At 41.6% G+C, this 12,695-nt stretch carries 13 protein-coding genes and 1 pseudogene; 9 read left to right on the top strand and 5 right to left on the bottom strand.

Annotated features, from left to right (window positions below):
• Window position 1 precedes the first annotated feature (1 nt).
• From accC to KA713_04270, 3 genes are read right to left on the bottom strand one after another with little or no spacing between them, the layout of a single operon-like run.
• Entirely contained in the window at window positions 2–1,495 is a 1,494-nt protein-coding gene (gene accC / locus KA713_04280) for an acetyl-CoA carboxylase biotin carboxylase subunit (protein ID UXE67826.1), read from the bottom strand.
• 30 nt (window positions 1,496–1,525) lie between these two features.
• A complete protein-coding gene (locus KA713_04275) occupies window positions 1,526–1,804 on the bottom strand; it encodes a type II toxin-antitoxin system RelE/ParE family toxin (GenBank protein UXE67825.1) in 279 nt (92 codons plus the stop codon).
• Window positions 1,792–1,974: a hypothetical protein gene (locus KA713_04270; protein ID UXE69023.1), complete on the bottom strand. Its 183-nt coding sequence runs from the start codon at window positions 1,972–1,974 to the stop codon at window positions 1,792–1,794. The genes KA713_04275 and KA713_04270 overlap by 13 nt, the downstream gene beginning before the upstream one ends.
• 150 nt (window positions 1,975–2,124) lie before the next feature.
• Between KA713_04270 and KA713_04265 the strand changes: the two genes are divergently transcribed.
• Both KA713_04265 and KA713_04260 read left to right on the top strand, forming a co-directional pair.
• Window positions 2,125–3,351 (top strand): aminotransferase class I/II-fold pyridoxal phosphate-dependent enzyme, encoded by a 1,227-nt coding sequence (locus KA713_04265; protein ID UXE69022.1) that lies wholly within the window; start codon window positions 2,125–2,127, stop codon window positions 3,349–3,351.
• A gap of 89 nt (window positions 3,352–3,440) precedes the next feature.
• Window positions 3,441–3,623, top strand: coding sequence for a histone H1 (locus tag KA713_04260; protein ID UXE67824.1), 183 nt, complete (start codon window positions 3,441–3,443; stop codon window positions 3,621–3,623).
• A gap of 49 nt (window positions 3,624–3,672) precedes the next feature.
• Here the strand turns inward: KA713_04260 and KA713_04255 are convergent, their stop codons facing one another.
• Window positions 3,673–3,822, bottom strand: coding sequence for a hypothetical protein (locus tag KA713_04255; protein ID UXE67823.1), 150 nt, complete (start codon window positions 3,820–3,822; stop codon window positions 3,673–3,675).
• Window positions 3,823–4,023: 201 nt separating this feature from the next.
• On the opposite strand from KA713_04255, the pseudogene KA713_04250 reads away from it, so the two are divergent.
• The 6 genes and pseudogenes from KA713_04250 to KA713_04225 all read left to right on the top strand — a co-directional run bounded on the left by KA713_04250 (window position 4,024) and on the right by KA713_04225 (window position 10,479).
• Window positions 4,024–4,251: pseudogene (locus KA713_04250) on the top strand (ATP phosphoribosyltransferase regulatory subunit).
• Window positions 4,252–4,368: 117 nt separating this feature from the next.
• Complete coding sequence (hisS, locus tag KA713_04245) at window positions 4,369–5,670, top strand: histidine--tRNA ligase (protein ID UXE69021.1); 1,302 nt, start codon at window positions 4,369–4,371, stop codon at window positions 5,668–5,670.
• Window positions 5,671–5,673: 3 nt separating this feature from the next.
• Window positions 5,674–7,170 carry a histidine ammonia-lyase gene (gene hutH / locus KA713_04240; GenBank protein ID UXE67822.1) on the top strand — a complete coding sequence of 499 codons (1,497 nt, stop codon included), beginning with the start codon at window positions 5,674–5,676 and terminating at the stop codon, window positions 7,168–7,170.
• Complete coding sequence (locus tag KA713_04235) at window positions 7,167–9,059, top strand: gliding motility-associated C-terminal domain-containing protein (GenBank protein ID UXE67821.1); 1,893 nt, start codon at window positions 7,167–7,169, stop codon at window positions 9,057–9,059. Before hutH ends, KA713_04235 begins: the two co-directional genes overlap by 4 nt.
• Before the next feature lie 71 nt (window positions 9,060–9,130).
• Window positions 9,131–9,466 carry a YbaB/EbfC family nucleoid-associated protein gene (locus KA713_04230; GenBank protein ID UXE69020.1) on the top strand — a complete coding sequence of 112 codons (336 nt, stop codon included), beginning with the start codon at window positions 9,131–9,133 and terminating at the stop codon, window positions 9,464–9,466.
• Window positions 9,463–10,479, top strand: coding sequence for a glycosyltransferase family 2 protein (locus KA713_04225; protein UXE67820.1), 1,017 nt, complete (start codon window positions 9,463–9,465; stop codon window positions 10,477–10,479). The genes KA713_04230 and KA713_04225 overlap by 4 nt, the downstream gene beginning before the upstream one ends.
• Here the strand turns inward: KA713_04225 and KA713_04220 are convergent.
• Window positions 10,476–10,700 carry a PspC domain-containing protein gene (locus KA713_04220; protein UXE67819.1) on the bottom strand — a complete coding sequence of 75 codons (225 nt, stop codon included), beginning with the start codon at window positions 10,698–10,700 and terminating at the stop codon, window positions 10,476–10,478. The two genes, KA713_04225 and KA713_04220, sit on opposite strands and share 4 nt — an antisense overlap.
• Window positions 10,701–10,891: 191 nt before the next feature.
• Between KA713_04220 and KA713_04215 the strand changes: the two genes are divergently transcribed.
• Window positions 10,892–12,661, top strand: coding sequence for a hypothetical protein (locus tag KA713_04215; protein UXE67818.1), 1,770 nt, complete (start codon window positions 10,892–10,894; stop codon window positions 12,659–12,661).
• The last annotated feature ends 34 nt before the right edge of the window (window positions 12,662–12,695 follow it).

The following is a 12,695-nucleotide window of genomic DNA, read 5'->3' as shown; positions in this document are numbered from 1 at the left end:
CTTAAACGCGATTTTTGCGCCACTTGCTGGTTGGTGTGGTGGCGGTTGAAGTGACGGATTGCTTTGACTTGGTTTGGTTCATGACCATCGTTGCCAAAGCGGATGCTAACTTTTCTTCATCCTCATCCGGTTTGCCTTTTAACATTTCCGGTTTGAAGTAATGTTCAATAAAGCGTGTGTTGAAATCACCTTTTCGGAAAGCGGAATGCTGCATCACAAATTTTCCAAAACCTAGTGTTGTCTCCAGGCCACTGATTTGATAATCATCAATCGCCCGAATCATTTTGTCCATGGCCAGTTCACGCGTTTCAGCAGACACAACCAACTTTGCCAATAATGGGTCGTATTGCACGGGGATTTTCATCCCTTCTTCGTAGCCATCGTCCACACGCACACCGTGGCCTTGTGGTCGTCTGTAGGTTTCCAGGGTGCCAATGTCTGGCAAGAAGTTATTGGCGGGGTCTTCGGCACACACCCGCAACTCTATGGCATGGCCATTAATAGTTAAGTCTTTCTGTTCGAAAGGAAGTTTTTCGCCTTCGGCAATTTTGATTTGCAGTTTCACCAAATCCAAGCCTGTAATCATCTCCGTTACCGGATGTTCTACTTGCAGGCGCGTATTCATCTCCAAGAAATAAAAACTTCCATCTTCATCATAGATAAATTCAATGGTACCCGCATTATAATAGTTGGCAGCTTTGGCAGCATTTACCGCAGCTTCACCCATTTTTTTTCGGAGTTCGGGTGTGAGCACCGCAGAAGGGGCTTCTTCCACCACTTTTTGATGCCTGCGCTGAATGGAGCATTCGCGTTCAAATAAATGGACTACGTTGCCATGTTGATCCCCAAAAATTTGAAACTCAATGTGGCGCGGTTTCATGATGTACTTTTCAATAAACACCGCCCCATCTCCAAAGGCGGAAGTAGCTTCACTTACGGCACGCTCCATTTGGTTTTGAAAATCGTTTTCATTTTCCACCACGCGCATCCCTTTGCCACCGCCACCTGCACTGGCTTTGATCAAAATAGGATAGCCAATTTTTTTGGCGATGGCTTTTGCTTCGTTAATGTCTGTTATCGGTGTGCTGGTGCCGGGCACTAACGGCACATTGAATTTTGCCACCGCTTCCTTGGCGGCCAACTTACTGCCCATTAAGCGCATGGAGTCTGCCGAAGGGCCGATGAAAATCAATCCCTCGTTTGCTACCAAATCTGCAAATTCTTCGTTCTCAGACAAAAATCCATAGCCGGGATGAATAGCGTCCGCTCCAGATTTTTTTGCCACATCCATTATTTTTTCCATCCGCAAATACGATTCGGACGAAGGAGCTGGCCCGATGCAGTATGCCTCATCGGCAAACCGAACGTGCAGGGCATTGCGGTCAATTTCACTATATACAGCCACGGTGGAGATACCCATCTCTTTGGCGCTTCGCATCACCCGCAAGGCAATCTCGCCACGGTTGGCTACTAGGAGTTTTTTGATTTTAGTCATAAAATGAAAGTTATTCCATTTTTCTTTCAACTAGATTCTTAGCTGAATGATGTATGTTAAAATATCGATTCGAGTTTCGTTAACCAATTTATAGATTATTCGGTAGCGACCTTCGATCAATTCTCTGTACCGATTGTCTCGATACTCAGGAACTGGTTTTCCGAATAGAGGATGCTTGGCAAGGATTTTCGATTTATCCCGAATTTTCAAAGTTTGAATCTTTGCAAACTTGACTGAGTCACGAGCTATATAAAAGTAGATTTCTTTTAAATCATCTTTTGCCAGTTGAGCCCATTTTACTTGAACCATTTCGCCATTTCTATATCTAGTTCTTCCTCGGAAAGCGTATCCCCGTGCTCAGATTGTTCATTGCCCCTTTCAATCTTATCAATTAGTATAACTTTATCCATTAATTCATCTAACGTGAATTTCTCAGGGAGCTTATCAAGCGATTCCTGAAGTTGAGTCTTTGTTATCATGGATTCAGTATATTTTGTTTCCAAATTTAAACCTATTTGCCCAAATTTTCACTTAATCCTTGTATGTGCTACTTCCATCCAATTTTTCTATTTTTGCGGAATTATTAACCGAATATTACCAAAATGACCGATTTATTCGAAAAACTCCGCATGGAAGATGGCCCATTGGCCAAATACTCTCACTTACCAGACGATTATTTCTTTTTCCCCAAGCTTGAAGGCGAGATTGGCCCTCACATGATGTTCAACGGAAAGAAAGTTTTGAATTGGAGTTTGAACAACTATCTCGGTTTAGCCAACCACCCCGAAGTGCGCAAGGCCGATGCCGATTCTACAGCAGAATATGGTTTGGCTTACCCGATGGGTGCCCGCATGATGTCTGGTAATTCAAAGCACCACCTTGAGTTTGAAAGACAGTTGGCAGAATTTGTGCAAAAAGAAGATGCCATGTTGTTGAACTACGGCTACCAAGGTGTGGTATCGGTAATCGATGCGTTGGTCGATAGAAAAGATGTGATTGTCTATGACTCAGAGTCGCATGCATGTATTATAGATGGCGTTCGTTTGCACATGGGCAAACGGTTTGTGTATCCCCACAATAACATTGAGAACTTAGAGAAACAATTGCAACGCGCTACCAAACTTGCCAACGAAACAGGCGGTGGTATTTTAGTGATTACTGAAGGTGTGTTTGGTATGAGCGGCAACATGGGCGATTTGAAGAGCATCGTTGAACTCAAGAAAAAATACAATTTCCGCTTGTTCGTAGACGATGCCCACGGTTTTGGAACCATGGGTGCTACCGGAGCCGGAGTAGGCGAGGAGCAGGGCGTGCAAGACCAAATCGATTTATACTTCTCCACCTTTGCCAAATCAATGGCCAGTATTGGCGCATTTGTGGCAGGCGACAAGAAAATATTGAAGTTCTTTCGCTACACAGTTCGCTCTCAAATTTATGCAAAGAGCTTGCCGATGCCATTGGTGATTGGTGGTATGAAGCGTTTGGAGCTGCTAAAGAAGCACCCTGAATACAGAGAAAATTTGAAGAAGATAATGGCAGCCATCAAATCCGGTTTACAAGACCGTGGTTTTGCCATCAACAAAACCAAAACGCCACCCACCCCAGTTTTATTTAAAGGTGGTGTAGGTGAGGCTGCCAACATGAGCATGGATTTGCGTGAGAATTACGGTATTTTCTGTTCGGTGGTTATCTACCCGATAGTGCCAAAAGACGTAATCATATTTAGAATCATCCCCACAGCGGTGCACACCATGGAAGATGTGGAAAGAACACTAAACGCGTTTTCTGCCCTGAAAACAAAGCTTGACGATGGTTTTTACCGTAAAGAAGAGTTGGTGGCTGTGACCAAATTTTAAAAAAAACGCTGATTTTGATTGTTTTTAAAGGTTTTTGATTAATTTGGCATAGGAATTAAAAAGCCTTTTAACCAAAACACTATAATAAGATGAAAAAATTAGAAGAACTAAAAGCCCTCATTGCCTCCCTTGAAGGAGATTTTGATAAGTTTTATAACAAAGGCAACAGCGCTGCTGGTACACGCGTGAGAAAAGGAATGCAAGATGTGAAGAATGCTGCTCAGGCCATACGTGCCGAGGTACAGGACTTAAAAAATAAAGAGACGAATTAAGTTTTTGAAGTCAGTAGAAACGAAAAAGGGACGATGACCGTCCCTTTTTTTATGCGTTTTTCTTAAAGGCTTCTTTTATCTTTTCGATATCAACCGTTTTGGTTACTGGCTTAAAGTTTTGATTCTTTAAGTCTGTTCTTCTGCGTGCCGCTTTCGCTTTATCTTTGCGGTTCTTTCTCTTTAATCGGGTAACTGACATGGCTTTTGTGTTAAAATAACGGCAAAAATAAGCATCCTTTGGCAGATTACAAGCAAAGATTTTGGCAAGCCCAAATTCTTTTGAGTGGTTAAAAGCAATCAGATTTTCTTTTAACCTCCACTTGCTTTGCTTTTACTTGAAATAACCGCTTGCCCAGTATGCCTTTGTGGGATTATAAATTAATTTTGAAGGTTTAGAAGAATGGAAAAACCAAGTTTACCCAAAGGCACACGCGATTTCGGGCCAGCCCAAATGGCCAAGCGCCAATTTATTTTAGATCGCATCAAAAAAGTATTTCAAAAGTATGGCTTCCAACCATTGGAAACCCCAGCGATGGAAAACCTTTCAACACTCACAGGCAAGTATGGTGATGAGGGTGATCAATTGCTGTTCAAAATCTTGAACTCGGGAGATTTCATTGAAGAGTTGACAGGTCGAATTGAAGACTTCAACAGCGGTGAGTTGAAGGAGAAAGGCAAGCGAATTTTCTTTGACTTTGTTGCTTCACTAAGACCAAAAGCACCAGAAACTGTCAATGAACTGGATATGTTCATCAACAAAGAATTGGCGGCCTTGCTTAAATCAATTCCACAAGAATATGAATTTATTGGAAATTCGAAGCTAGAACTTCTGAATGTTTTCATTGAGCGCGAATTTGATCAGGATAAATTGAAGATAATTTTTGATGATGTTTACAAGTATAGCGAGAATGAAATATTGAGCTCTCTTTTTGCTTCTAAGCGCGTGGTGAGAGAGATATCCGAAAAAGGCCTCCGCTACGACCTAACTGTTCCCTTTGCTCGCTATGTGGTAATGAACCGTCATGAAATCACCTTCCCATTTAAACGCTATCAAATACAACCCGTGTGGCGTGCTGATCGTCCTCAAAAAGGGCGTTACCGCGAGTTTTATCAATGCGATGCCGATGTGGTGGGTACTGATTCGCTACTATGCGAAGCTGAAATTGTGTTGATGATCAAAGAAGTTTTCAAAGCACTTGGCATTTTAGATTATACAATCAAAATCAATCATCGAGGTATTCTCTCAGGGCTGGCGGAAATCTGTCAGGCCAAGGAAAATGAAACTTCGCTATTTATGGCAATTGATAAGTTGGATAAGATCGGTGAAGAGAAAGTGAAGGAAGAATTAATTGGCAGGGGTTTTCAACCAGAAAGTTTAACAACATTGTTTCAGATTTTGAATTTTAAGGGAAACACACAGCAGAAAATTGAGTTTCTATCCAACCAATTTTCAAATTCAGAAAAAGGAAAAAAAGGGTTAGCCGATTTTCAAGAAGTGCTTACTTTGTTAAATGGATACGGGGACGATGCTTCGCCCGTTGAGTTTGATATTTCGCTGGCACGGGGATTAAGCTATTACACAGGTTGCATATTTGAAGTTAAAATAAACAACGTGGCCATTGGTAGCGTAAGTGGTGGTGGCCGATACGATAACCTCACCGGGTCATTTGGATTGGAAGGTGTATCGGGCATTGGGATTTCTTTTGGCGTAGATCGATTGTACGATTCTATGGAGGAGTTGAAACTTTTCCCAGATGCAACCATGATCTCCTCAACTGTAATGATTTGCTATTTTGATTCTGAAACACAGCACTATGCTTTGAAGGTGGCAAGCACTTTGCGCGAAAAAAACATTGCCACCGAGGTGTACCCTGCTGTGGCAAAACTCAAAAAGCAATTGGACTATGCCAATAAAAAAGCAATACCGTATGTGATTGTAATCGGCTCGGACGAAGTAAAGAGCGGCCAACTCACATTTAAAAATATGCAAACAGGCGATCAGGGAAAGAAAACATTACAGGAAATTATTGCTGACTTATCCATTTAAATTTTGGAAGCCACCCATTTCATTTCGAATACACCTTTAACGTTAACAGCGCTTGACCATATTATTCATGGGCATGGAAAAATTTCATTGTCGGATGAATCGAAGGAGAAAATTCAAAAGTGCCGCGATTATTTAGACCGTAAACTTTCAGAAACACATTCTCCGATTTACGGCATCAACACCGGCTTTGGTTCGCTTTACGCCAAAAACATTCCCAAAGATCAACTTGAAAAATTGCAAGAGAATTTGGTGCGCTCCCATGCGTGTGGCACGGGGGCTGAAGTGCCCAGAGAGATTGTGATGTTGATGCTGTTTTTAAAAGCGCAATCCCTTTCGTATGGATATTCAGGGGTGCAGGTGCAAACCGTAGAGCGATTGATCGAAATGTTCAATCAACGTTTGTTGCCGCGCGTTTATGAGATGGGTTCGTTGGGTGCATCGGGCGATTTGGCACCTTTAGCACATTTAACCTTGCCATTGATGGGAGAGGGGGAAGTGAACTATTTGGGAAAAATTTATTCAAGCAGCGAAGTATTGAACCTACTTGGCTGGGAGCGAATTCATCTAAAAGCCAAAGAAGGATTGGCATTGTTGAACGGAACTCAATTTATGAGCGCCTATGGTATTTGGTGTTTGTTGCACGGCCACCGCATCATTCAATTAGCAAACATGATAAGCGCCATTTCTCTTGATGCTTTTGATGGCCGCATCGAGCCATTTCATGAGTTGGTGCATAAAATACGCCCACATCAAGGACAACAAAAAGTAGCGGCCGAAATTAAATCTTTGTTAAAAGGAAGCACCATTTTAGAGAAGCATAAGAAGCATGTTCAAGATCCTTACTCCTTTCGGTGCATTCCGCAGGTGCATGGGGCGAGCTCGGATGCAATCGACTACGCCACCTCCATTTTTTTGACGGAAGTTAACAGTGTCTCTGATAACCCCAATGTTTTTCCCGAAGAAGATCAAATTGTTTCGGCAGGTAATTTTCACGGCCAGCCGTTGGCATTGGCATTGGATTTTTTGGCCATTGCAATAGCAGAATTGGGAAGTATTTCCGAACGGAGAACCTATCAATTAATTTCAGGAGCGCGCGATTTGCCAAATTACTTAGTCGCCAATCCGGGCATTAACTCGGGCCTAATGATTCCTCAATATACGGCTGCATCTATCGTGAGTCAAAACAAACAATTGTGTACACCCGCTTCGGTGGATAGCATTGTATCTAGCAATGGGCAAGAAGATCATGTAAGCATGGGTGCAAATGCGGCTACCAAACTTTATAAAGTAGTGAACAATGTGTACAGCATTTTGGCTATTGAATTGATAACGGCTTCGCAGGCACTGCATTTTAGAGAACCATTAAGGACTTCACCGATTTTGGAAAAATGGATACATACTTTTAGGCAGCAGGTACCGTTAATTCAGAATGATCGGCTGCTGCACCACGACATCGTAAAAGCAGAGAAATTTTTGAAAGAAGTTAACTTGCAAGCGTGAAGCGGATTTTAATTTTATTGATTTTTTTAGCTGTGGCTACCGTTTCGGTTGGGCAATATAAAAGTAGGCTAGAACAATTTCAAGTAGATGAACAAAGAGGGTGCGCTCCTTTTACAATTAACTTTATTGATTATTTGAACAAATGCGGTACCTGTGCCTTTGATTATCTAGGCAATGGAGTTCAAGTGGCGACCACAACTTTTCAATATACAACCCCTGGCAACTACACCTTTAGGGTAATTTTTCAGTCTGTTGGAGTAGATGATATTCTAATTACCGTTGACCCAAATACACCCCCTGATGTAGAGGTGTATAGTTGCTCAGTTAACCAAGTTTTTGTTAAGGTAGCTAATAAATTGTACGATGAATACAGGATTAACTATGGAGACGGAACAATTCGCAACATCTTCGCTAGCAATAATCAAATAGACCAAAATACCTATGCTGTAGGTGGTACTTATCCTATTAAGGTTGAAGGCAGAAAGCAGAATGGAGCTTGGAATTGTACCCCTACTACCATTAGCTATTCTACGTCAGCAACACCAATGGCTACCATTAATCAACTAAAGGCTATTAGCACTTCGTCCCTAGAGCTGCAGTATACTCTTGTGCCTTTTTTTCAATATCGATTAGAGATTGCGGTTAACTCAACTAACTTTCAGCCTGTCAAGTTTTTGTATAGCAATACAGGTGCAATTGCCTCTACTACCATTGATAACTTGCGTGTTGATGATTTTTATTACTGTTTTCGAATTGTACCCATCGATCCTTGTAATAGTTCGTTACCTTTTGCAACAGGTTCATCTGGTCAGGTTTGTAGTCAAAATTTAGACCTAACCATTCAAAATGGTTCCAATAAATTAGATTGGCAGACTTCTGTTACTGGAATTTCTAGTGTTGACATAATTCGTAATTCAAATCCTGACTATCCTAATTTGCCAGCCAACACACTTACATTTTCAGATGGGTTGATTGACTGTAAAATCAATTACTGTTATCAGGTGGTTAGTAAATATCCAAATGGCGCAGAAAGTATTTCATTAGAAAAATGTGGTACTTCATTTATTAGAAACAACCCAACCAGTATCACCAATACCACTGCAGTGGTTGAAAATGAAAATGCTTTGCTTACGTGGATCCAAGACCCAGCCTTTGTTCCTACCGAGTACAATATTTTCAAGTCCAATAATCAAGGTGCTTTTTTCTTGCAAGGCAAAAGTACCGCCCCACAATTCTCAGACGCAACCTATTCTACCGCCTCCAATAGCTGTTACAAAATAAATTATGTGGATAAGTGCGATAACACCAGTGCCGAAAGTTCGCCCATCTGCCCTATTCGTTTGACATACACGTTGTCTTCGGGCAACGAAGTAACGCTTACTTGGAATGACTACCTTGGTTGGTTGGCCGGTGTGCTGCGATACCGAGTAGACAAATACAACCGTGCTGGATCATTGATTAAATCAGTAGACGTGGGCAATGCCACCACATTGGTTGATAAAGATATCGATAACGTTAATCAAATTGTTTCTTACAGAGTTTTTGCAATCGCCAATCAATCGAGTTTAACCGATCCTTCTATCAGCAATTATGTGGAAGTTTATAAAACCGTAAATTTATTTTATCCAACAGCCTTTACTCCTGACAATAAAGGCCCGATAGAAAACGAAGTATTTAATATTAGCGGACAATTCATCGACAAACTAGAGCTTTCCATTTTTGACCGATGGGGCTCGTTGATTTTTTACTCGGATAAAAAAGAAGCGTGGGATGGCACGCAATCGGGCCAGCCAATGCCCATTGCCACCTATGTATGGACAGCCAATGTTACGGATATCTCAGGCCAAACGTATAAACGAAGCGGCACGGTAGTCCTATTGCGGAAATAGACCACATCAATTTGGTATAGTTTTTCAAACCAAGAGATTGGTTACCTTTGCCATCTTATTTTGAAATTGGTATGTTCGACATGATGAAAATGATGGGCAAGATGAAAGAGGTGCAAGCCCGAATTCAAGAAGCCCAAAATAATTTGGCCAATATTACCGCCAGTGGAGAATCAGGTGGCGGGATGGTGAAGGCAGTAGTGAATGGAAAGAAACAATTGATTTCCATTGATATTGATCCAGCCATTCTAAAAGCCGAGGATAAAACAATGGTGCAAGACTTGGTGGTGGCGGCTGTGCGAATCGCCTCCGATAAAGCTGAGATATTGGCAAAAGAAGAGATGAAAAAAGGTACAGAAGGTTTGCTGCCAAATATCCCTGGCATGGATTTAAGTAACCTGATGGGATGACCGAGGTTGCCGTTGTCATTTTAAACTATAACGGAAAGAAATTCCTTCAGCAGTTTTTGCCCTCCGTCATTCAATTTAGCCCAGGTGCCGAAATCGTTGTGGCTGATAATGGTTCAACCGATGATTCGGTCAACTTCCTAAAATCAAATTTCCCATCCATTACGTTGGTCGAGAGCCAAATCAATCGAGGTTTTTGTGGGGGCTATAATTATGCGTTGAAACAGATTGAAAGTACTTATTACGTATTGCTCAATTCAGATGTAGAAGTTACCCCCAATTGGTTGGAGCCCGTTATCAAATTGTTTCGCGAGAATAAAAACATTGCTGCAGTCCAGCCTAAAATACTTTCGCACAAGAATAAACAAGAGTTTGAGTACGCTGGTGCAGGCGGTGGATTGATCGATGCGTTAGGTTATCCTTTTTGCCGTGGGCGGATTTTTAATTCTGTTGAAACGGACACCACTCAATACAATGACCAACGGCCTATTTTTTGGGCCACGGGCGCATGTCATTTTGTGCGCGCTGAATTGTATCATCAATTGGGTGGTTTAGATGAAGATTACTTTGCCCACATGGAAGAAATCGATTTTTGCTGGCGCCTTCAGCGAGCAGGCTATCAAATCTATTACCAAGGCGAAAGCACCGTTTATCATGTAGGTGGCGGCACCTTATCTTCCTTAAGTCCACGAAAAACCTATTACAACTTTAGAAATGGGTTAAGCATGATTTCCAAGCATTTTTCTGCTGCCGAGCTTTTGTGGAAACTGCCGGTGCGCATTTTGCTCGATTGGGTGGCTGCACTTAAATTTTTGGTACAGCCTTCCCCTGCGGATGCGTGGGCGGTAATCAAAGCACACGTTTATTACTTTTCGCATCTGGGCAGTGAATATGCCAAGCGCAGAAAGTTAAAGCAACAACTTAAGACCTACAGGGTAGGGCAGATATATCCACATTTATTGGTGGTAGATTACTTTTTATTGGGAGCGAAAGAGTTTAAGAAACTCCGGCATTAGAAATCCCAAATGGTACTTCGCTTCCGCAAATGGGCTCTCATATTCATGATAAATGCAAGCGACAAATAGATTATAATGGGCGAACCCAGCGTTAAACAAGACGCATAGATGAAAAACAATCGGATAGAGGATGTTGCAACACCCAATTTATCGCCCAATGCAGAGCAAACACCAAAAGCGTTGTTTTCAAAATAATACTTAATGCGATCTACTATTATCATAACCCCTAATTTGGTCTTTTTACCCCAGTAAACCTGCTCTTTATCGATTAAACTTTCAACTCGCAAATATAACGACAAAGCCAATAGCCAACATGGCCTAAATTCTTATTTTTTTAAGTATAATTGCAAAAAAATTGGCAGCCCATTAGATTTGCCATTTCTAAAAAAAGACGCATAAACTTAAATATCCAATGAGAAAATTAATTTACTCACTCCTGATCATCGGAACTTTGACTTTTACCGGTTGCACGCTTCCGCAAATGATTAAAATGGCCAAAGAGCAAAAGCTTGAGATTAAGCCTAATCCGCTGGAAGTCCACAAAGACACCGTTAATTTCGACATGTCTGGCAATCTTCCGGTTAAATTGTTGAAGAAAGGTACTGTTTATACGCTCAATACTTTCTATAAGTATGGAGACAACGAATTGGCCTTGCCTGCACTTCCCTTGAAGGCAGAAGATTATCCGAACAGTGCCAAAGAGGAAACGAAGGTAACAAAAGCCTTTATGTTCCCCTATAAGGATGCTTATAAAACGGGTACCGTTGAAATCCAAGGTGTAGCTTCAAAAGGCACAAAATCAAAGACTACCCCTCGCATGCCTTATGCTACGGGTATCATTACCACATCTAAATTGGTTCAAAATTCATATTATGCCGCTTTTGCAGCCCATGGATATAATAACCAAGAGGAATTAATTCCAGTTATCATCCCAGACTTCATATTCGAACGCGGAAAATCAGTTTTGCGTACTTCTGAAACCAAAGCCGAAAAAGGAAAGCAATTGGATGCCTTTATAGCTTCTAAAAACGTAACTCGCACCGTAACCATCACAGGTACTCACTCACCTGAAGGTTTAGAGCGAATCAACAGCAAACTTTCTGAAGAACGTGCTGCCGCGATCGAAAAATTCTATCGTGCCCAAATGAAAAAGTACGATTACCAAGGTGCTGCCGCGGACGTGAAATTCATTTTGAAGCCGATTGTTGACGATTGGTCCGAATTTAAAACAGCATTAGCTGCCTATAACGGTATCAGTGCCGATGAAAAAACAGCTCTCTTGAATGTAGTGAACAACGGAGCTACTTTTGAAGAGCAAGAGAAGCAATTGAAAAAATTGGCTGGTTATAATAAGGTTTTCAAAGATGTTTATCCAAGTTTGCGCGCGGCCAAAACGGAGATCCTAACTATTAAAGCAAAGAAAACAGATGCTGAAATGTCAGTATTGGCTAAGCAAATTACAACTGGCCAAGCTGGTATAGATACCCTTAGCTTTGAAGAATTGATGTATGCTGCAACCTTAACGCCTTCTTTGGAAGAAAAAACAGCTATTTACGAGGCAGCTACTAAAAAAGGTTCTAACTGGAATGCACATAATAATTTAGGTGCTGCTTATTTGCGGGCTGTAATTGAAAACCCTGCGAAGACAGATTTGATTGACAAAGCCGCTACTCAATTAGAAATAGCCGCTAAAATGAATCCTTCTTCTGAAGTTCATGCCAACCTTGCCTCGGTAGCTTTGATGAAAGGCAATCCTTACAAATCTTATAGCCATGCGCGCGCAGCCCTTAACGGTGCTAACAACGATGTAACACGTGGTGTAAACGGTGTAAAAGGTGCGTGCGAAATTTACATGGCCAACTATGGTGCTGCAGTAACTTCTACCTCTTCATCTTCTGACAACCATGTAAACTTGTTCAATAAGGGGCTTGCTCAATTATTGAATAAAGATTTTAGCAATGCTTCATCCTCTTTTGCAGAGGCAACCCGCAAGAACAGTAACTATGCGATCGCTTACTATGGTGCGGCTGTGGCTGCTGCCAAATCAGGTAGCGGAGATGCCGTAGTTAGCAACTTGGTGAATGCTGTAAAGATTGATCCTAGCTTAAAAGAAAAGGCCTTAACCGATCTTGAGTTTGCAAAGTTCAACACAACCGATGCATTCCGTAACGCATTAAAATAATTCATCTGGAAATAAACAAAAGACCCTGGCGATT

The organism is Chryseotalea sp. WA131a, from assembly GCA_025370075.1.
In the GTDB taxonomy this organism is placed as follows: Bacteria; Bacteroidota; Bacteroidia; order Cytophagales; family Cyclobacteriaceae; genus ELB16-189.
Note: the sequence above shows the minus strand (reverse complement) of the source record. Positions and strands in the feature narration are given on the sequence as shown.

Coding starts and splice junctions, on each gene's coding strand:
- accC (UXE67826.1), bottom strand. CDS start 1,495: ATGACTAAAATCAAAAAACTCCTAGTAGCCAACCGTGGCGAGATTGCC.
- KA713_04275 (UXE67825.1), bottom strand. CDS start 1,804: ATGGTTCAAGTAAAATGGGCTCAACTGGCAAAAGATGATTTAAAAGAA.
- KA713_04270 (UXE69023.1), bottom strand. CDS start 1,974: ATGATAACAAAGACTCAACTTCAGGAATCGCTTGATAAGCTCCCTGAG.
- KA713_04265 (UXE69022.1), top strand. CDS start 2,125: ATGGAAGATGGCCCATTGGCCAAATACTCTCACTTACCAGACGATTAT.
- KA713_04260 (UXE67824.1), top strand. CDS start 3,441: ATGAAAAAATTAGAAGAACTAAAAGCCCTCATTGCCTCCCTTGAAGGA.
- KA713_04255 (UXE67823.1), bottom strand. CDS start 3,822: ATGTCAGTTACCCGATTAAAGAGAAAGAACCGCAAAGATAAAGCGAAA.
- hisS (UXE69021.1), top strand. CDS start 4,369: ATGTTCATCAACAAAGAATTGGCGGCCTTGCTTAAATCAATTCCACAA.
- KA713_04230 (UXE69020.1), top strand. CDS start 9,131: ATGTTCGACATGATGAAAATGATGGGCAAGATGAAAGAGGTGCAAGCC.
- KA713_04225 (UXE67820.1), top strand. CDS start 9,463: ATGACCGAGGTTGCCGTTGTCATTTTAAACTATAACGGAAAGAAATTC.
- KA713_04220 (UXE67819.1), bottom strand. CDS start 10,700: ATGATAATAGTAGATCGCATTAAGTATTATTTTGAAAACAACGCTTTT.
- KA713_04215 (UXE67818.1), top strand. CDS start 10,892: ATGAGAAAATTAATTTACTCACTCCTGATCATCGGAACTTTGACTTTT.